The 19533-nt window shown below is 63.7% G+C and carries 19 protein-coding genes; 14 read left to right on the top strand and 5 right to left on the bottom strand.

Annotated features, from left to right (window positions below):
* Positions 1-11 precede the first annotated feature (11 nt).
* The 9 genes from nuoI to KKQ75_RS06590 are packed head-to-tail and all read left to right on the top strand — an operon-like array spanning position 12 to position 8001.
* Entirely contained in the window at positions 12-530 is a 519-nt protein-coding gene (nuoI, locus tag KKQ75_RS06630; RefSeq protein WP_091814028.1) for an NADH-quinone oxidoreductase subunit NuoI, read from the top strand.
* 35 nt (positions 531-565) lie between these two features.
* Positions 566-1228: an NADH-quinone oxidoreductase subunit J gene (locus KKQ75_RS06625; protein ID WP_091814031.1), complete on the top strand. Its 663-nt coding sequence runs from the start codon at positions 566-568 to the stop codon at positions 1226-1228.
* On the top strand, positions 1225-1533 hold the full coding sequence (gene nuoK / locus KKQ75_RS06620; protein WP_091814033.1) for an NADH-quinone oxidoreductase subunit NuoK: 309 nt from the start codon (positions 1225-1227) through the stop codon (positions 1531-1533). The genes KKQ75_RS06625 and nuoK overlap by 4 nt, the downstream gene beginning before the upstream one ends.
* A gap of 7 nt (positions 1534-1540) precedes the next feature.
* Positions 1541-3571, top strand: coding sequence for an NADH-quinone oxidoreductase subunit L (gene nuoL, locus KKQ75_RS06615; protein ID WP_091814036.1), 2031 nt, complete (start codon positions 1541-1543; stop codon positions 3569-3571).
* A gap of 14 nt (positions 3572-3585) precedes the next feature.
* A complete protein-coding gene (locus KKQ75_RS06610; protein ID WP_213361117.1) occupies positions 3586-5061 on the top strand; it encodes an NADH-quinone oxidoreductase subunit M in 1476 nt (491 codons plus the stop codon).
* Positions 5062-5072: 11 nt separating this feature from the next.
* A complete protein-coding gene (gene nuoN, locus KKQ75_RS06605; protein WP_091814042.1) occupies positions 5073-6569 on the top strand; it encodes an NADH-quinone oxidoreductase subunit NuoN in 1497 nt (498 codons plus the stop codon).
* A gap of 21 nt (positions 6570-6590) precedes the next feature.
* Positions 6591-6902, top strand: coding sequence for a DUF2818 family protein (locus tag KKQ75_RS06600; protein WP_091814045.1), 312 nt, complete (start codon positions 6591-6593; stop codon positions 6900-6902).
* A gap of 5 nt (positions 6903-6907) precedes the next feature.
* Entirely contained in the window at positions 6908-7534 is a 627-nt protein-coding gene (locus tag KKQ75_RS06595; RefSeq protein WP_213361116.1) for an NUDIX domain-containing protein, read from the top strand.
* Positions 7531-8001, top strand: coding sequence for a DUF1178 family protein (locus KKQ75_RS06590; RefSeq protein ID WP_091814051.1), 471 nt, complete (start codon positions 7531-7533; stop codon positions 7999-8001). The genes KKQ75_RS06595 and KKQ75_RS06590 overlap by 4 nt, the downstream gene beginning before the upstream one ends.
* 2 nt (positions 8002-8003) lie before the next feature.
* On the opposite strand, the gene miaA is transcribed toward KKQ75_RS06590, so the two are convergent.
* On the bottom strand, positions 8004-8990 hold the full coding sequence (gene miaA, locus KKQ75_RS06585; RefSeq protein WP_091814053.1) for a tRNA (adenosine(37)-N6)-dimethylallyltransferase MiaA: 987 nt from the start codon (positions 8988-8990) through the stop codon (positions 8004-8006).
* Positions 8991-8993: 3 nt separating this feature from the next.
* Positions 8994-11024 carry a DNA mismatch repair endonuclease MutL gene (gene mutL / locus KKQ75_RS06580; RefSeq protein ID WP_213361115.1) on the bottom strand — a complete coding sequence of 677 codons (2031 nt, stop codon included), beginning with the start codon at positions 11022-11024 and terminating at the stop codon, positions 8994-8996.
* A gap of 25 nt (positions 11025-11049) precedes the next feature.
* Here mutL and KKQ75_RS06575 point away from each other — a divergent pair, with 25 nt between their 5' ends.
* The 3 genes from KKQ75_RS06575 to KKQ75_RS06565 all read left to right on the top strand — a co-directional run bounded on the left by KKQ75_RS06575 (position 11050) and on the right by KKQ75_RS06565 (position 12982).
* On the top strand, positions 11050-11694 hold the full coding sequence (locus tag KKQ75_RS06575) for a DedA family protein (protein ID WP_091815456.1): 645 nt from the start codon (positions 11050-11052) through the stop codon (positions 11692-11694).
* A 144-nt stretch (positions 11695-11838) separates the two neighbouring features.
* On the top strand, positions 11839-12321 hold the full coding sequence (locus tag KKQ75_RS06570; protein ID WP_159430706.1) for a glycine zipper 2TM domain-containing protein: 483 nt from the start codon (positions 11839-11841) through the stop codon (positions 12319-12321).
* 283 nt (positions 12322-12604) lie between these two features.
* Positions 12605-12982, top strand: a complete 378-nt coding sequence (locus KKQ75_RS06565; RefSeq protein ID WP_143280539.1) for a DUF2442 domain-containing protein — start codon at positions 12605-12607, stop codon at positions 12980-12982.
* A gap of 100 nt (positions 12983-13082) precedes the next feature.
* On the opposite strand, the gene KKQ75_RS06560 is transcribed toward KKQ75_RS06565, so the two are convergent.
* Complete coding sequence (locus KKQ75_RS06560; RefSeq protein ID WP_091814063.1) at positions 13083-13676, bottom strand: 5-formyltetrahydrofolate cyclo-ligase; 594 nt, start codon at positions 13674-13676, stop codon at positions 13083-13085.
* 64 nt (positions 13677-13740) lie between these two features.
* Between KKQ75_RS06560 and KKQ75_RS06555 the strand changes: the two genes are divergently transcribed.
* Positions 13741-15756: a lytic transglycosylase domain-containing protein gene (locus tag KKQ75_RS06555; protein ID WP_213361113.1), complete on the top strand. Its 2016-nt coding sequence runs from the start codon at positions 13741-13743 to the stop codon at positions 15754-15756.
* Positions 15757-15783: 27 nt separating this feature from the next.
* Positions 15784-17604 carry an ABC transporter ATP-binding protein/permease gene (locus KKQ75_RS06550; protein ID WP_091814068.1) on the top strand — a complete coding sequence of 607 codons (1821 nt, stop codon included), beginning with the start codon at positions 15784-15786 and terminating at the stop codon, positions 17602-17604.
* Positions 17605-17700: 96 nt separating this feature from the next.
* Here KKQ75_RS06550 and queC read toward each other — a convergent pair whose 3' ends face one another.
* Both queC and KKQ75_RS06540 read right to left on the bottom strand, forming a co-directional pair.
* Positions 17701-18444: a 7-cyano-7-deazaguanine synthase QueC gene (gene queC, locus KKQ75_RS06545; RefSeq protein ID WP_371686880.1), complete on the bottom strand. Its 744-nt coding sequence runs from the start codon at positions 18442-18444 to the stop codon at positions 17701-17703.
* The gene (locus KKQ75_RS06540) at positions 18441-19370 is read right to left on the bottom strand and encodes a 5'-nucleotidase (protein WP_213361112.1); all 930 of its coding nucleotides are present in this window, start codon (positions 19368-19370) and stop codon (positions 18441-18443) included. Before KKQ75_RS06540 ends, queC begins: the two co-directional genes overlap by 4 nt.
* Positions 19371-19533 lie beyond the last annotated feature (163 nt).

Raw genomic sequence — 19533 nt, 5'->3', positions numbered from 1 at the left:
AGGGTAGAGAAATGTCAACTGTAACCACCAAGCCGGAATCCGGGTTCTCCCTCAAGGATTTCCTGAACAGCTTCATGCTGACGGAGCTGTTCAGGGGCATGGCACTGACCGGACGCTACGCCTTCAAGGGCAAGTTCACTGTGCAGTACCCCGAAGAGAAGACGCCGCTGAGTCCGCGTTTCCGCGGCCTGCATGCGCTGCGCCGTTACGAGAACGGCGAAGAGCGCTGCATCGCCTGCAAGCTGTGCGAGGCCGTGTGCCCCGCCATGGCCATCACCATCGAGTCCGAGCAGCGCGAAGACGGCAGCCGCCGCACCACGCGCTACGACATCGACTTCACCAAGTGCATTTACTGCGGTTTCTGCGAAGAGAGCTGCCCGGTGGATTCCATCGTCGAGACGCAGATCTTCGAATACCACGGAGAGAAGCGGGGCGACCTGTATTTCACCAAGGACATGCTGCTGGCGGTGGGTGACAAGTACGAAGCGCAGATCGCGGCCACCAAGGCAGCCGATGCGCCTTACCGCTGATCCCGGCCAGGCCTAGAACACAACAGGACTCTCCCATGGACGTCAAAACAGGTCTCTTCTACGTATTTTCAGCGGTGCTGGTCTTTGCAGCATTCCGCGTGGTCACCGTGCGCAACCCGGTCTATGCCGTGCTGTACCTGGTGCTGTCGTTCTTCCAGGCATCCGCCATCTGGATGCTGCTGAAGGCCGAATTCCTTTCCATTACCCTGGTGCTGGTGTATGTCGGCGCCGTCATGGTGCTGTTCCTGTTCGTCGTGATGATGCTGGACATCGATGTCGAGACGCTCAAGCGCGGCTTCTGGAAGAACTTCCCGATGGCCGCGGTGATTGCCGTGTTCATCATCGTGCAGATGGCTGCCGTGCTGATGAGCAACTTCACCGAAACCGAGGCGCTGCCGATGCGTGGCATGGACGGTGCTGTGCTGGCGCCCAACGCATCCAACACGACCGAGCTGGGCAAGCTGCTATACACGCACTACCTGTACCCGCTGGAGATCGCTGCGGTGCTGCTGCTGGTGGCCATGATCAGCGCGATTGCCCTGACCATGCGGAAGCGCAAGGACAGCAAGTTCCAGTCGCCGGCCGAACAGGTCCGCGTGCGTCCGCAGGACCGCATGCGCATCGTCAAGATGGACATCACCAAGCCGGCACCGGTGGCTGCCGATCCGGCCGCCGATGCAGAGGAGAAGAAGGCATGACACTCACCATTGGCCATTACCTGACCCTGGGAGGCATCCTGTTCGCCCTGTCGGTCATCGGCATCTTCCTGAACCGCAAGAACCTGATCGTGCTGCTGATGGCCGTCGAGCTGATGCTGCTGGCCGTCAACATGAACTTCGTGGCGTTCTCCCACTTCTGGGGTGACCTGTCCGGACAGATCTTCGTGTTCTTCATCCTGACCGTTGCGGCTGCAGAGTCGGCCATCGGGCTCGCGATTCTCGTGCTGCTGTTCCGCACACGCGACAGTCTCGATGTGGAAGAACTCAACACCTTGAAGGGGTAACAGAAAAATGAGTCAGACCCTTTCCGCTACTACCTTGCTGGCGATCCCGCTGGCACCGCTGGCGGCCTCGGCACTGGTTGGTATCTTCGGTACCAAGATGGGCGGCAACCTGCTGGGGCGCTCGGCCTCGGCACTGCTGACCATTGGCGGCGTGCTGCTGTCCTTCATCCTGTCCGCCATGGTGTTCATGCAGGTGCTGGATGGCGCGACCTTCAACGAGACGGTGTACCACTGGATGACCATCGGTACGCTGAAGATGGAAGTTGGCTTCATGGTCGACAGCCTGACGGCGATGATGATGTGCGTGGTGACCTTCGTGTCGCTGATGGTGCACATCTACACCATGGGCTACATGGAAGAAGACGAGGGCTACAACCGCTTCTTCTCCTATATTTCCCTGTTCACCTTCTCCATGCTCATGCTGGTCATGAGCAACAACTTCCTGCAGCTGTTCTTCGGCTGGGAAGCGGTGGGTCTGGTGTCCTACCTGCTGATCGGCTTCTGGTTCAACCGCCCGACCGCCATCTTCGCCAACATGAAGGCCTTCCTGGTCAACCGTGTGGGTGACTTCGGTTTCATCCTGGGCATCGGCCTGATCCTGGCCTACACCGGAACCTTCAACTACACCGAGTTCTTCGGCAAGGTCGATACGCTGGCTTCCCAGACCTATCCGGGCCTGGGCTGGAACGTGGCCACCATGGCTGCCATCTGCCTGTTCATCGGTGCCATGGGCAAGTCTGCCCAGTTCCCGCTGCACGTGTGGCTGCCCGACTCCATGGAAGGCCCGACCCCGATCTCCGCGCTGATCCACGCCGCCACCATGGTGACGGCCGGCATCTTCATGGTCGCCCGCATGTCTCCGCTGTTCGAGCTGAGCGACACCGCCCTGAACATGATCCTGATCATCGGCGCCATCACCGCCTTCTTCATGGGTATCCTGGGCGTGATCCAGAACGACATCAAGCGTGTGGTGGCCTACTCCACGCTGTCGCAGCTGGGTTACATGACCATGGCGCTGGGCGCTTCCGCCTACTCGGTGGGCGTGTTCCACCTGATGACGCATGCCTTCTTCAAGGCACTGCTGTTCCTTGCCGCAGGTTCCGTAATCATCGGCATGCACCACAACCAGGACATCCGCTGGATGGGCAACGTGCGCAAGTACATGCCGATCACCTGGATCACCTTCCTGATCGGTACCCTGGCGCTGATCGGCACGCCGTTCTTCTCGGGCTTCTACTCGAAGGAGAGCATCATCGAGGCGCTGCACTTCAGCAACCAGCCGGCTTCCCACATCGCCTACCTGGCGGCCATGGCCAGCGTGTTCGTGACCTCGCTGTACAGCTTCCGCGTCTACTTCCTGGTCTTCCATGGCAAGGAGCGCTATGACCAGAACCCCGACGCGCACCATGACGATCACCACGACGACCATGGTCACCATGGCGATGGCAAGCCGCACGAATCCAAGTGGGTGGTAACGCTGCCACTGATTCTGCTGGCCATCCCGTCCGTGATCATCGGTTTCCTGACGGTCGATTCCATGCTGTTCGGCGATTTCTTCAAGAACGTCATCTTCGTGGATCCGCGCCATCCGGCCATGGCCACCTATGCCCATGAGTGGACGAACACCTTCCACGGTGCTGTCGGCTTCGCCACGCACGCCGTGATGACCCTTCCGTTCTGGCTGACGGTTGCCGGTTTTGCCGTCGCTTACTTCCTGTACATGATGAACAACAACGTGGCTGCCAGCATCCGCAAGGCGCTGTCTCCGCTGGTCGTCATCCTCGAGAACAAGTATTTCCTCGACTGGATCAACGAGAACATCATTGCACGTGGCGCCCGCCTGCTGGGTGTGGGCCTGTGGAAGGGCGCTGACCAGGGCCTGATCGATGGCGCACTGGTGAACGGCTCCTGGAAAGTCGTGGGCGGCATCGCTGCCATCGCCCGTCGACTGCAATCCGGTTACCTCTACCACTATGCCCTGATGATGATTCTGGGTGTCGTAGCCCTGATGACCTGGTTCGTCTGGTACGGCAAATAAGGAGAAATATAAAAATGGGATTGCTGAGCCTGGCCATCTGGCTGCCAATCGTAATCGGAGCAGTACTGCTTGCCTTCGGGGAGGACCGTCACGCGCGCATGGTGCGCTGGCTGGCCCTGCTGGGCTCGCTGGCCAGCTTCCTGGTTACCATTCCGCTGTACACCGGCTTCAAGCTGCAGACTGCCGCGCTGCAGTTCGTCGAGAAGAACGAGTGGATTCCGCGCTTCAACATCAACTACCATCTTGGCGTTGATGGCATCTCCCTGTGGTTCGTGCTGCTGACGGCCTTCATCACCGTGATCGTCGTGATCGCCGGCTGGGAAGTGATCACCAAGCGCGTCAACCAGTACATGGGTGCCTTCCTGATCCTGAGCGGCCTGATGATCGGTGTCTTCTCCGCCCAGGATGCGATGCTGTTCTACGTGTTCTTCGAAGCCACGCTGATCCCGATGTACCTGATCATCGGTATCTGGGGTGGTCCGCGCAAGATTTACGCCGCTTTCAAGTTCTTCCTGTATACGCTGCTCGGCTCGCTGCTGATGCTGATCGCGCTGGTGTACCTGTTCAACACCTCGGGTGGCAGTTTCGACCTGCAGACCTGGTACAAGCTGCCGCTGGACATCGACGCACAGAGCCTGCTGTTCTTCGCCTTCTTCGCAGCCTTCGCCGTGAAGGTGCCGATGTGGCCGGTACATACCTGGCTGCCCGACGTGCACGTGGAAGCGCCCACCGGTGGTTCCGCCGTACTGGCCGCCATCATGCTGAAGCTGGGTGCCTACGGTTTCCTGCGCTTCTCGCTGCCCATTCTTCCGGACGCCTCCCAGAAATGGGCCTGGCTGATGATTGCCCTGTCCCTGATCGCCGTGATCTACGTCGGTCTGGTGGCCATCGTGCAGAAGGACATGAAGAAGCTGGTGGCTTACTCCTCCGTGGCGCACATGGGTTTCGTGACCCTGGGCTTCTTCATCTTCAGCGACATCGGCGTGGCCGGTGGCATTGTGCAGATGATCGCCCACGGCTTCGTGTCGGCCGCCATGTTCCTGTGCATCGGCGTGCTGTACGACCGCGTGCATTCGCGTGAAATCGCCGACTACGGCGGCGTGATCAACACCATGCCCAAGTTTGCTGCCTTTGCACTGCTGTTCACCATGGCCAACTGCGGTCTGCCCGCTACGGCCGGTTTCGTCGGCGAGTGGATGGTGATCATCGCTGCCGTCAAGGCCAACTTCTGGATCGGCCTGGGCGCTGCCGTGGCCCTGATCCTGGGAGCCGCCTACAGCCTGTGGATGTACAAGCGTGTCTATCTGGGCCCGGTCACGAACGACAATGTGCGTGCCCTGAACGACATCAATTCCCGTGAGTTCCTCATCATGGCCGTTCTTGCGATTGCCGTGATCTGGATGGGTGTGTATCCCAAACCCATGACCGATGTGATGGACGCCTCCGTTGTCCAGCTGCTGCAGCATGTGGCCACAAGTAAACTGCACTGAGAGAGTCTGCAATGATTGACAAACTGAGTTGGATCGCGGTGTATCCGGAGATCGTCCTGCTGGTAATGACCTGCGTGATCATCCTGGCAGACATCAGCGTTAAGAGTGCAGGGCGTACCCTGACCTATTACCTGACCCTGGCGACACTGGCTGGTGTGGCCGGCATGCAGGCCATGTACGCCATGAATGGCTACACCATGTACGGTTTCAGCAACCTGCTGGTGAGCGACAGCATGGGCAACTGGCTCAAGTGCTTTGCCGCCATGGCGATGTTCGTGACCATGGTCTACGCGCGTCCCTATTCGCAGGACCGTGACATGCTGCGCCGCGGCGGTGAGTTGTTCATCCTGTCGCTGCTGAGCCTGCTGGGCATCTTCGTGATGATCTCCGGCAACAACTTCCTGATCATCTATCTGGGTCTGGAACTGCTGACGCTGTCCAGCTATGCGCTGGTGGCCCTGCGCCGCGACAACGCCAATGCGGTGGAAGCAGCGATGAAATACTTCATCCTGGGTGCCATGGCTTCCGGCTTCCTGCTGTACGGCATGTCCATGCTGTACGGCGCGACCGGCACGCTGATGATCAACGAGGTGCAACAGGTGGTGGCTTCCGGCGTGGCCAAGCAGCAGATCCTGGTTCTGGGCGTGGTGTTCGTGGTTGCCGGTCTGGCGTTCAAGCTGGGTGCCGTGCCGTTCCACATGTGGATGCCTGACGTCTACGAAGGCGCGCCCACTTCGGTGGCCCTGATCGTGGCAGGTGCGCCCAAGCTGGCTGCCTTTGCCATCATGATCCGTCTGCTGGTCGAGGGCCTGCTGCCCATGGCCTTCCACTGGCAGCAAATGCTGGTGGTGCTGGCCATTGCTTCCCTGCTGGTCGGTAACCTGGCCGCCATCATGCAGAAAAACCTCAAGCGCATGCTGGCGTTCTCCACCATCGCGCAGGTCGGTTTCGTGCTGCTGGCATTTGTTGCCGGTTACGTGAACAACAGCTTCAACACCGTGGTGGATGCCTACTCGGCTGCCATGTTCTACATCGTCACCTACGTGCTGACGACGCTGGTCAACTTCGGTGTGATCATGCTGCTGGCTCGCGAAGGCTTCGAGTGCGACAACATCAGCGATCTGGCCGGACTGAACCAGCGCAGCCCGCTGTACGCCGGCGTGATGGCCATCAGCCTGTTGTCGCTGGCCGGCATTCCGCCCATGGTCGGCTTCTATGCCAAGCTGACCGTGCTCCAGGTGCTGGTGGCTTCCGGCCAGGCCTTCCATATCGGGCTGGCGGTGTTTGCCGTGATCATGTCCCTGATCGGTGCGTTCTACTACCTGCGCGTGATCAAGGTCATGTACTTCGACGCTCCCAACCCGCAGCTGCCCACCAAGATCCAGGCGAACTTCGAAGTGCGTTCGGTACTGTCGGTGAATGGTGCCCTGGTGCTCGTGCTGGGCCTGCTGCCTGCCGGCCTGATGAACCTGTGCGCCCATGCGATCTATCGCATGCTGAGCGCCTGACGGGCGGGGATCGCGGATACGATGTCCTTGAACCTGACTGTCTGGCTGGTGATCCTGGTGGCGTTCGTCGCCGCCAACCTGCCCTTCATCAACCAGCGCCTGTTCGCCGTGCTGCCACGGCGACAGGCCAGGGGTCGCAAGGGTTTCGGATTGCAGTTGCTGGAGTGGCTGGTGCTGTATTTCGTGGCGGGCGGCTTCTTCCTGCTGCTGGAGCGCAACGCCGGCCAGATCTATCCGCAGGGCTGGGAGTTCTACGCAACGACCCTGGCTCTGTTCGCCACGTTTGCCTTCCCCGGCTTTGTCTATAGCCACCTGATGCGGCACAACGACTGAACGGCATGACAGGCAAGCAAGCTTCCTATCCCTCCCTGGTCGACCAGGTGCGGGAGAATCACCAGCCTCTGGCCGAAGTCACCCAGGAACAGCAGTGCGTACTGCAGGGCAGGTTCCTGCGCGTGGTGCGCGATACGGTGCTGCAGCCCAACGGCAAGCTGGCCACGCGCGAGTACGTACAGCACCCGGGAGCGGTGGTGGTGGTTCCCATGCTGGACGATGGCCGCTACCTGCTGGAACGGCAGTATCGGCATCCCATGGCCCGCATGATGATCGAATTTCCTGCGGGCAAGCTCGATGACGGCGAGTCCGGCCTCGATTGTGCCCGTCGCGAATTGCGCGAGGAAACCGGCTGCGAGGCGCGCGAATGGGCCTATGCGGGCGTGATGCACAACTGCATTGGCTATTCCGACGAACATATCGAGATCTGGTTTGCGCGCGGGCTGAGCCAGCACGAGCAGGCGCTGGAAGAGGGCGAACTGCTGCACTTGTCCGCGGCCACACTTCCCGAACTGCTGGAGCTGACCCGCAGCGGCGCGCTCACGGACGCCAAGACGCTCACCTGCCTGCTGTGGCTCCAACTGGTCGACAGTGGCCTCTGGGCGCTGGATTGGCAGGAGCTGGCAGCGTGAAGGTGTTGAACCTGCGCTGCGGGGTGGGCCATGATTTCGAAGGCTGGTTTTCCTCGGAGGAGGATTTCCAGTCGCAGCAGCGCCAGCAGTTGATCGAATGCCCGGTCTGCGGCAATACGCGCATCGAGAAGATGCTGTCTGCACCGCATCTCAACCTGGGCCACGGCAGTGCCGGCAGTGCGGAGCCGGAGCGGGCTGCCCCTGCGGCAGCCGGCGACGGCAATGAACAGCAGCGCCTGCAGGTGATGCAGGCCATGTACGAGCGCATGGTGCAGCACGTGATGGAGCACACCACAGACGTGGGGGAGCAGTTCGCGGACCAGGCACGCAAGATGCACCACGGCGAAGTGGCCGAAGCGCCCATCCGCGGGCGCACCTCGCCCGACGAGGCGCAGCAGCTGCGGGACGAGGGCATCGATGTGGTGTCGCTGCCGGTGCCGAACATTTCCAAGCGCAGGCTGCAGTAAGGCTACGTCGGAGTGGCGGGCAGCCGGGGCTTGATGGCCTGTCCAGCGAGCTTCAGCACCTGTTCCAGCGCATCGGGCGCATCACAGGCCACCCGCTGGCGCCAGGGCATGCTGCGCAGCCAGGTGAGCTGGCGCTTGGCGAGCTGGCGCGTGGCAGCAATGGCTTTCTCGCGCCACAATGAAAGCGGTTCGCCTTTCTCCAGTCCTTCCCACGCCTGCCGGTAGCCGACGCAGCGCATCGAGGGGAGTGCGAGGTCCAGATCTCCCCGCGAGCGCAAGGCCTGCATCTCCTGCAGAAAGCCCTGCTCCAGCATCAGATCGAAGCGCTGGGCGATGCGCTCATGCAGCCAGCTGCGCTGTTCCGGCTCCAGGCTGATCAGGGCCAGAGGGCGCAGTCCGGTCACGCCGGTGTCGCTGCCCTGGGCGTGCCAGTGCGACAGGGGCTTGCCGGTGGCGTGCCAGACCTCCAGCGCGCGTCCGATGCGCTGGCTGTCGTTGGGGGCAAGGCGCGCCGCCGTTGCCGGGTCTACCGTGGCGAGGCGGGCGTGCATGGCCGGCCAGCCATGGCGCAGCGCTTCCTGCTCGAGCTGGCTGCGCAGCGCTGGTTCGGCTTCAGGCAGGTCGCTCAGGCCTTCGAACAGCGCCTTGAAGTACAGCATGGTGCCGCCGGCCAGCAGGGGCAGATGGCCACGCTGCCGGATTTCGGCAATCAGGCGCTGGGCGTCGCGGGCGAACTGGGCGGCGCTGTAGCTGTCGCGTGGGTCGATGATGTCGATCAGGTGGTGCGGCACTGCCGCCAGCTCTTCGGCAGATGGCTTGGCGGTGCCGATGTCCATGCCGCGATAGACCAGGGCCGAGTCCACGCTGACGATTTCGACAGGGAGGTTCCAGTGCGTGCGGGCATGGCGGGCAATGGCGAGCGCCGAGGCAGTCTTGCCACTGGCCGTAGGGCCGGCCAGGGCCAGGTAGTGCGGGGCGAGGGCAGCCATGGTTCAGCGCCCGCGCAGGAACAGGTTGTCCAGGTCACGCATGCCGAGCTGGCGCCAGGTGGGGCGGCCATGGTTGCATTGGTCGGCACGCTCTGTGGCTTCCATCTGGCGCAACAGGGCATTCATTTCTTCCAGCGTGAGGCGGCGGTTGGCGCGCACCGCCCCATGACAGGCCATGGTGGCCAGGATGTCATTGCGCGCGCGCTGCAGTACCGTGCTGGCATCGTGCTGGATCAGTTCGGCCAGTACCTGGCGTGACAGTTCCACGGCGTCGCCTTGCGCCAGCTGACTGGGCACGGCGCGTACTGCGAGCGTCTTGCCGGAGAGGGGGCTCAGTTCCAGACCGAGCTGCAGCAGGGCGTCGGCGTATTGATCGGCCGCGGCCATTTCCTGCGGTGTGGCGGCGAATGTGGCCGGGATCAGCAGTGGCTGGCTGTGCAGAGCAGCGTGCTCGAGTTGCTGCTTGAGCTGTTCGTAGACGATGCGTTCGTGGGCTGCGTGCATATCCACGATGACCATGCCATGGGTGTTTTCGGCAAGGATGTAGACACCATGCAATTGTGCGATGGCGCGACCCAGCGGCCATTGGCTGTCGGGCGATGATGCGGGGTTTGCAGCGGCTGGAGTGGCATCCTCGACAGCCATGGTTGCGGCTGTGGCCGGATTGGCTGGCCAGGAATATTCTGCCAACGTGCTGCTGTCGGCGCCGGGAGGGAGGGCGTGCTGTGCTGCGTCCTGCCCCTTCTGCGGCGTGAAGCCCCAGGGGTTGCCTTCGCGTGCCTGCCAAGCGGGCGGGCGGTTCCAGTATGGATTGCCCTGGGGCGCATGCAATGGCATGAATTGCTGCTGCCATTGTCGATCGGCAGCAAGGGCTCCCGCAGCGGCCCCTTGCACATCGCTACCGCTGGCAAGGCTTTGTGCGCCTTCGGCCAGTGCGGCGCGCGATGGGGCCAGGGCATTTTCGATGGCGTGGCGCACCGCCTGGTGTACCTCGCGGCTGTCGCGGAAGCGCACCTCGATCTTGGTCGGGTGCACGTTCACGTCCACGCGCAGCGGGTCGATCTCGATCATCAGCACGTAGACGGGCTGGCGCTGGCCGTGCAGCACGTCCTCGTAGGCGCTGCGGGCCGCGTGGGTGATGACCTTGTCACGCACATAGCGGCCGTTGACATAGGCGTACTGCTGGTCGGCACGGCTGCGGGCGTAGTCGGGCAGGCCGCAGCGGCCGCGCACCCGCACGGTGCCGCCAGCGGTCTGCACGCTGTAGTCGACAGACAGGCTCTGGGCGAGAAAGTCGTCGCCCAGGATGTCGGCCAGGCGCTGTTCGGGGTCTTGCGTGGTGCGCCACTGCTCGATCAGCTTGCCGTCGTGCCAGAGCGTGAAGCCGACGTGCGGCCGGGCCAGCGCATGGCGGCGTACGGCGTCGAGGCAGTGCGCCAGCTCGGTGGCGTCGCTCTTGAGGAACTTGCGCCGGGCCGGGGTGCTGAAGAACAGTTCTTTCACCTCCACGGAGGTGCCGGCCGCACGCGCGCCGGGACGCAGTTCGCCGCTGCGCGCATCCAGGAAATGGCCATGGGCAGCATCGGCCGTGGCGGAGAGCAGCGTCAGTTCGGATACCGCGCCGATGGCAGCCAGGGCCTCGCCGCGAAAGCCCATGGTGGCCACCGATTCGAGGTCGTGCAGGCTGCGGATCTTGCTGGTGGCGTGGCGCTGGATGGCCAGCGGGAGCTGTTCGGGCGGGATGCCGCAGCCGTTGTCCTCGATGGCGATCAGGCGCACGCCGCCGGCCTGCAGGCGGATGGTGATCTGGGTGGCGCCGGAGTCGAGCGCGTTGTCGAGCAGTTCGCGCACCACGGCGGCCGGGCGCTCGATGACTTCGCCGGCGGCGATCTGGCTGATGAGCTCGTCCGGCAGCGGTTCTATGGTGCGGGCAGGGGGAAGATGGTTCACCGCAATGATTGTAGCGAGACGACTGGATACACGGCGCACCGGCAGAACCGCGGCGCCAGCAGCGATAATCCTGCCTTGGTTCATGCGCCGCCAGGCGCCAGGTGGAATGATGGAAATTATCAGTTTTTTGCTCGACTTCATCCTGCATATCGACAAGCACATTCTGGCGTTTGTCGAGGCCTACGGTCCGTGGGTGTATGCGCTGCTGTTCCTGATCGTGTTCGTGGAGACCGGTCTGGTGGTGATGCCTTTCCTGCCGGGGGATTCGCTGCTGTTCATTGTGGGAACGCTGTGTGCCACGGGGCACATGGATCTGGCATTGGCCATGGGGGTGCTGTTTGTTGCAGCGGTGCTGGGTGACCAGACCAACTACAGCATCGGACGCTTCATCGGGCCCAAGGTATTCCAGTGGGAGGATTCGCGTTTCTTCAACAAGAAGGCTTTCGACAAGGCGCATGCCTTCTACGAGCGCTATGGCGGCATCACCATCATGCTGGCGCGCTTCATGCCGTTCATCCGTACCTTTGTGCCTTTCGTGGCCGGGGTGGCGGAGATGAGCAGGGGCAAGTTCACCTTCTACAACGTGTTCGGTGCGGCCGTCTGGATTCTGAGCGTGACACTGGCGGGGTATCTTTTCGGCAACATTCCCTGGGTGAAGGCGAATCTGGAATTCATCATCTGGGGGCTGATCCTGGTGCCGGGGGCGCTGGCGCTGTTCGGCGCCTGGAAGCACGGGCGCAGCAGCGAGGCGTAAGCCTTGTCACAGTGTCTTGTAACAACTCTGCATGGGTGTATACACCTGAGCAGGCCGGCTTGGTGCATGATGCGGTTGTGCCAGCCCAGTGGGGGCAGGCGAGCAAGTCGGGCTTCGGAAAAGGAAGCCGCCAAGGAGATTCATATGCAAACCAAATCGCAACGCCTGATCGCCGGTGTGACCCTGGCTGCCGCAGCACTGGGTCTGTCTGCCTGTACCGGTTACGGTCCTTCCTACGGTACGCAGCCGGTGGGCAGCACGGGTGCTGCCGCCTACAGCCAGTACGGCACGGTGACGAACGTGCAATACATGCCCGCCGGCAGTACGCTCGGCAATTACGCCGGTGCCGCGATTGGCGCGGTGGTGGGTGGTGTGGGCGCCAGCCAGTATGCGCTGCGCAATGACAAGGACCGTCGCTACAGCACCGCCATTGGTGCGGTGGCCGGCGCGCTGATCGGCGAGGCCATCCAGCAGAACACCTCTGGCGTGGCTCGCTCCAGCCAGCCGTTCTACCGGATGACGGTGCGTCTGGACAGCGGCGAGACCCGCAGCTTCGACTACGCACAGTCGCCCGAGGTGGCCATCGGCACCCGCGTGCGCGTGGAGGGCAATCAGGTCTATCGTTGATGGACCTTGCTTCCCCCAGCCAAAGCAGGCCCTTCGGGGCCTGTTTGCATCTGGGGCAGCGTGTTGCCTATGACGGAACGCGGCGCAAGCCTACACGGAGCGGCCCGCCTTGTGCAATCATGGATAGTACGTTGCCGGCCCTTGCTTGGCCGCGACGCAATGACCGGCGAAGAACGCAAAAAGGAGGCTCTTGATGAATACGCACCGCAAACTGATTTCGATGGCGGCAATCGCTTCGGCGGCCGTTCTGGCAGGCTGCGCGACCGATCCCTACGGAAACCCCGTGACCACGGTTCCGGGCAACGTGCTCGGGTTGCCGGGAGTGGTTACGCCCAGCGCGGCGCTCTATGGCACGGTGACGGGTATCCAGTACCTGCCGGCCAATACCACCGGTGGCGGAATGGGGACGATTCCCGGCAGCGTGCTGGGAGCTGGCCTGCCGACTGGCTCGGGCGACCTTGCCAGTATTGCAACCGCCGTTGCCGTGGCGGTGATGGCGAACCAGGCCATGGGGACGACCAATCCGAATACCACCACTTCGGTGTACCGCGTGACGGTGCGTCTGGACAATGGTGAAACACGGGCGTTCGACTATGCCAGCCTGCCCAACCTGCGCGTGAACGACCGCGTGCGCGTGGAAGGCAACCAGCTGTACCGTTGAGCCGGCTGGGCGAATATGCCCCCGGTGCAAGGACAAAGGCCTCTGCGGAGGCCTTTGTCGTGCATGGGTGCCGGACCGCGAGCACCCTTGCCCGGGGCGCTCAGACCGCACCCAGCGGCCAGACCACGCCATTGTCATTCAGGATGGCGTCCAGCGGGATGTCGTGTTCGTCCGGCATGAGATCCTCGACAAAACCGTGCGTAAAACCCAGGCCCACGGTGAAGGGATGCGGTTCGAGCGAGGCCAGGGTGCGGTCGTAGAAGCCGCCGCCATAGCCCAGGCGGTAGCCGCCGGGACCGTAGCCGACGCAGGGCACGAACAGCAGGGTGGGCGTGACCAGCTCGGTATCCTTGGGCTTGGGAATGCCGTAGGCATCTTCCTCCATCGGGCAGCCGGGATACCAGGCATGGAAGGTGAGCGTCTTGTTTTCCTTGTTGATCACCGGCAGGGCGATGCGGCGCAGCTGGGGTTCCTCCAGCAGTTCGCCGTCTTCCTTCCAGCGGTGCAGGGCGGGCAGGGGATCGAATTCGCCCTTGATCGGCCAATAGGCGCCGATCACGGTATCCTGCCGGTCAACCAGCCAGAAGCGCATCACGCGCTGCAGCTGTTCGGACAGCAGCAGACGGTCGGGAAGATCGAGCCGTTCCCTGATCAGCCGTTGACGCAGACTCTGTTTACCATTTTTTTTATCCATAATCGCCCTTATGCAATTCTCTTCGCACATCCGATTCGGCCTGAGAGCCATTGTGACATGCCTGATGACACTCGGCACAGTGGCTTCGCAGGCGCAGCCCGCCGTGGGCGGCGACGATACGCTGCTCAACATGGCGCAGGCCTGGCGCAAGAAGGACACCGCGACGCTGTCCATGCTGCTGCCGCAGGCATCCGGCCATCCGCTGGAGCCCTGGGCGGCCTACTGGGAACTGAATGCGCGGCTGGAAAGCGCCAGTGCCGGCGAGGTGGATGCCTTCCTGCAGCGCTATGCCGGCACTTACCAGGAAGACCGCCTGCGCAACGACTGGCTGCTGCAGCTTGGCAAGAACCGTGACTTTGAAGGGTTTGCGCGCTATTACCCGGCGTTCCGCATGCGGGATGACCGCGAAGTGCGCTGCTATGCGCTGTATGCGGATGCCGTGCTCGGCGGACGCAGTGGCGGTGAGATGGCGCAGGAATTCCGAGACAGCTGGTATGGCCAGCGCGACAGCGATGACGGCTGCACCCTGGCGGCAGGCGGTCTGCGGCAGAAGGGCGTGATTCGCGACGCGGATATCTGGCGCAAGGCGCGCCTGGCCGCCGAAACCAACCGCATGGGGACTGCACGCACGGCGGTGGGGGTGATCGACGGCGCGGCGGCCATGAGCGTGCCGGGGATTTTCTCCAGTCCCGCCAGCTATCTTGCCACTCAGGCCGATGCCGGCAGCCGCAGCGGGCGCGAGCTGGCGGTACTCGCCCTGTTGCGCATGGCATCGAGCAACCCGATGTCGGCCGCGCAGGCCATGCAGAGCGGCTGGGCCGCGCGGCTGGAGGCGCATGACCGCAACTGGGTATGGGGCGAGATCGGCAAACAGGCGGCGCTCAACCTGGACAGTTCGGCCATGAACTATTTCAGCCAGGTGCGCCAGCTGCGTGACCTGGACGACGTGAAGCTGGGCTGGATGGCCCGCGCTGCGCTGCGCATGGGTTACTGGCCGCAGGTGCGTCATGCCATCGAAGCCATGTCGCTCGAGGCGCAGCGTGAGCCCATCTGGGTGTACTGGCGGGCGCGTGCACTGCAGGGCGGGCTGCATCTGGGACATGGGCCGGATCGCGAAGCGGCCGCGCTGTATCGCAGCATTGCGGGGCACCAGGGCTTCTATGAACAACTGGCGCTGGAGGCACTGGGCGAACGCATCGGCACGCCGGCAACGCCAGCCGGCCTGTCCGGCTCGGAGCGGGCAGCGGCGCGTGCCAACCCCGGCCTGCAGCGCGCCATCTACGCCATGAGCATCGGCCTGCGCAGCGAAGGCACGCGCGAGTGGAACTACACCACCAATCTGCACCAGCGCGGCGGCATGAACGACCGCGAGTTGCTGGCTGCGGCGGCGCTCGCCTGCGAGCGCGAATGGTGGGATCGTTGCATCAACACCAGCGAGCGCACCAAGAGCGTGTTCGACCTGCAGCAGCGCTTCCCGACGCCGTACCGCAACGTGGTGGTGCCGCGCAGCCAGTCCACCGGGGTCGATCCGGCCTATGTGTATGGCCTGATCCGGCAGGAAAGCCGCTTTGCCAGTGCCGCACGCTCCGGCGTGGGGGCTTCCGGCCTGATGCAGGTGATGCCGGCCACGGCGCGCTATACCGCGCGCAAGCTGGGCATTCCCTACGAGCCCTCCATGCTGACGCACCTGGACACCAACGTGCGCCTGGGCACCGGTTACCTGAAGCTGGTGCAGGATGATTTCGAGGGCTCGCTGCCGATGGCGGCGGCGGCCTACAACGCCGGTCCGGGTCGTCCGCGTGCCTGGCGCAACGGCCCGATGCTCGAAGGCGCGATCTGGGCCGAGAACATTCCGTTCGGCGAAACACGCGATTACGTGAAGAAGGTGCTTTCCAACACGGTGAACTACGCCATCCTGCTGACGGGCCAGCCGCAGTCGCTGCGCAGCCGTCTGGGGCAGGTGGGGCCGCTGGCACCGGGACTGCCGGATCTCTCGCGCGATCTGCCTTCCACCGCCGTGCGCCAGATCATGCCCAGCGGCGAGGTGCGCGTGCTGAGCGACCCGACGGATGCGCCCTGAACGGGCGGCGCCCGGAAAGACTGATTCATGACCGATTCCCATACCCTGCCGGACCCGTGGAGCGGCCCGGGCCGCAGCTGGAGCACCTTCCTCAAGGACGCCTGGCGGCTTGCGCGGCCGTATTTTCATTCGGAAGAGCGCTGGCGCGCGCGGCTGATGCTATTCGTGATCGTGGCGCTCAACCTGGGCGGCGTGTACATGGCGGTGCTGTTCAACCAGTGGTACAACGTGTTCTACAACGCGCTGCAGGACAAGAACGTCGAGGTGTTCTGGTCGCAGATGTTCCGCTTCAGCTGGCTGGCGGTGATCGCCATCATCCTGGCGGTGTACAAGTTCTACATCACGCAGCTGCTGGACCTGCGCTGGCGTGCCTGGATGACGCGCACCTACCTGAACAAGTGGCTGGGCCACCACCGCTTCTACCATCTTGAACTGGCGCGCCAGAGCGGCGGCACGGCGGTGTCGGACAACCCGGACCAGCGCATCCAGGAAGACATTGCCCGCTTCACCGGCAGCACGCTGGGCATCAGCATGGGCCTGCTCAATGCTGTGGTGACGCTGGTGTCGTTCATCGGCATCCTGTGGACGCTGTCGGGCAGCTTCAGCTTCACGCTGGGGGGCAGCAGCTATACGCTGCCGGGCTATATGGTATGGGCGGCGATTGCCTATTGCGCGGTGGGCAGCGTGATTGCGCACTACATCGGCCGCGCCTTGATCCGCCTGAACTTCTGGCAGGAGTGGCGCGAGGCGGATTTCCGCTACAGCCTGGTGCGCGTGCGCGAATACAGCGAGGCGATTGCGTTGGACCGTGGCGAGCCGGCTTCGCGCGAACAGCTGGACTACCGCTTCGGCCATGTGCTGGGCAACTACCTGAACCTGATCCGCACGCAGAAACGCCTGGTGTGGTTCACCTCCTTCTTCCAGCAGGCCGCCATCATCTTTCCGTTCCTGGTGGCGGCGCCGCGCTATTTTGCCGGCGCCATCAAGCTGGGTGACCTGATCCAGATCTCGTCGGCCTTCGGCAAGGTACAGGATTCACTGAGCTGGTTCATCGACAGCTATCCGGCGCTGGCCAGCTGGCGCGCGACGACCGAGCGTCTGACCTCGTTCGACCGGGGCGTGACAGAGAGCTGGAAGATGCTGCCCGAGGTGGAGCAGGACGGGCTGGAAGGCTGGGAGCACCGGATTGTCGGTGACCGCCTGGAACTGGCTCATGCCAAGGCGCAACTGCCCAGCGGCAACGTGCAGGTGGAGGCCGATGCGCTGCAGATGCAGCCGGGCGAAACCGTGCTGGTGCAGGGGCCCTCGGGCAGTGGCAAATCGACGCTGCTGCGCGTGATTGCGGGCATCTGGCCGCTGGCGCATGGCCGGGTGACCTTGCCCGAGAGCAGCATGTTCCTGCCGCAGCGCCCCTATCTGCCGCATGGCAGCCTGCGTGCGGCGCTGGCCTATCCGGCAGCGGAAAATGCCTATGACGACGCCGAGTTGCGCCGCGTGCTGGAGATCGTGCGCATGCCGCAGCTGGTGGAGCAGCTGGATTACCGGGAAAACTGGGGCCACAAGCTGTCCGGCGGCGAACAGCAGCGCGTGGCGATTGCGCGGGCGCTGTTGCGCCAGCCGCGCTGGATTTTTGCCGACGAGGCCACCAGTGCGCTGGATGCGCCGACGGAAGAGCGCCTGTACCGGGAGCTGATCGCCATGGTGCGCGCCAACGGCGGCGGGCTGCTGTCGGTGGCGCATCGCCAGAGTGTGGCAGCCTTCCATGACCGCCTGTGGGTGTTGCAGCCCAACCCGGATGAGGCGGTGCACCAGGGTGCAGCGGCCTACCGGGTCGAGCTGGCAGCATGAGAGAACACGCATCGCCGGCGTGCTGCGGGCCGAGAGGCTCGTAGTGAGCGCCCGGTGCGAAGGTGCGGTGGACGCAGCAGGTGTCGGACAACCGGCTCAGGCCGCTGCCGAGTAACGCGCGTAGCCGCGTGCACGCAGTTCACACGCAGGGCAGCTGCCGCAGCCATAGCCCCAGGCGTGGCGATGCTCCCGGTCTCCCAGGTAGCAGGTATGGCTGTGTTCGACGATCAGGTCGACCAGCGCCTTGCCGCCATCCGCCACCCCGGAGGCATCGCCCAGTTCGTGCGCCAGCTGCCAGGTCTGCGCCTTGTCGATCCACATCAGCGGGGTGTCGATTAGCAGGCGTTTGTCCATGCCGAGGGACAGGGCGATCTGCATCGCCTTCATGGTGTCGTCGCGACAATCGGGATAACCCGAAAAGTCCGTTTCGCAGACGCCTGTCACCAGTACGTCCATGCCGCGGCGATAGGCCAGTGCCGCGGCCAGCGTCAGGAACAGCAGGTTGCGGCCGGGCACGAAGGTGTTGGGCAGGCCGCTGGCTTCCATGGCAAAGGCGGTGTCGCGCGTGAGCGAGGTTTCGCTGATCTGGCCGAGCACGTTCACGTCCAGCAGATGGTCCTCGCCCAGGCGCTCGCCCCAGGCCGGAAACTGCTGACGCAGCGCCTGCAGCACGTTCAGCCGCGCATCCAGTTCGACACGATGGCGCTGGCCATAGTCAAAAGCGATGGTTTCGACCCGCTCGTAGCGTGATAGCGCGTGGGCCAGGCAGGTGGTGGAGTCCTGCCCGCCGGAGAACAGCACGAGGGCGTGGCGGGGCAGTAGCGGCGGAAACAGGCTCATTCTGAAAACGCGAGAACGGGTTCGTGGCTGATGCCGTAGGTGACCAGACCCGAGGGCACATGTTCGGCGGCATTGCTGACGTGGCCGGTCTGGTCATCGAAGAAGAAATCGGGTTCGAATTCGCGCAGGAACGGCCCCTTGGGCAGGCCGCCGAGGAACATGGCTTCGTCCACGGCGATGTTCCAGCTCATCAGCGTGCGGATGGCGCGCTCGTGCGCCGGGGCGCTGCGGGCAGTGACCAGAGCGGTGCGGATGCGCAGGGGAGCCGCCCCCTGCTGGCTGGCCTGCTGCAACTGGTGCAGGGCGGCCAGGAAGGGCTGGAACGGGCCGGGGGGCAGCGGCAGGGCGGCGTTTTCGACTTCGTGGGCCTGGAAGGCCTGCAGGCCGCCATGCTGGTAGACGCGCTCGGCCTCATCGTCGAACAGCACGGCGTCGCCGTCGAAGGCGATGCGTACTTCATCGGGATGCTCGTTGCTGGCCTGCATGGAGCCGGTGGCGACCCGCGCGGCGGGAAACTTCAGCGCCAGTGCCTGACGCACATCGGCCTCGTTGGCAGACAGGAACAGATGTGCGCCGAGCGGGCGCAGGTAGCGGAAGGGGTCGCTACCCTGGGTGAATACGCCGCGCTCGATCAGGTTCAGCCCATGCGCGGCGGCGGAGCGGAATACGCGCATGCCGCTGACCGGATCGTTGCGCGACAGCACCACCACTTCCACCCGGCGCTGGCCGTCGCTGTTGAAGGCCAGCAGCTTCTTGACCAGCGAAAACGCCACGCCGGGGGCGGCCGGCTGATCCAGCTTGTGCAGTTGCGCCTGCATGTAGCCATGGGTGTCACCGCTTTCGAACAGGCGGTTCTCTTCCTCGAAGTCGAACAGCGCGCGGGAAGAGATGGCAACGACGAGTTGGCCTTCGAGGGTAGCAGGCATGGCGGAACGGGTCAGGAATGGGTGCTGCGGCACGGAAGTTGTTAGCCTGGGATGATAGCGCGATTGCGTCTGTCGGAGGCGAGCAGCACGGCATGCCGCGTGCGGCTGGCGCGGCGGTGCGATCCAGTCTGACAGCAAGCCCTGCCGCATCCTTGTATGCTCG

Source organism: Brachymonas denitrificans (assembly GCF_907163135.1).
Lineage (GTDB): Bacteria > Pseudomonadota > Gammaproteobacteria > Burkholderiales > Burkholderiaceae_C > Brachymonas > Brachymonas denitrificans_A.
Note: the sequence above shows the minus strand (reverse complement) of the source record. Positions and strands in the feature narration are given on the sequence as shown.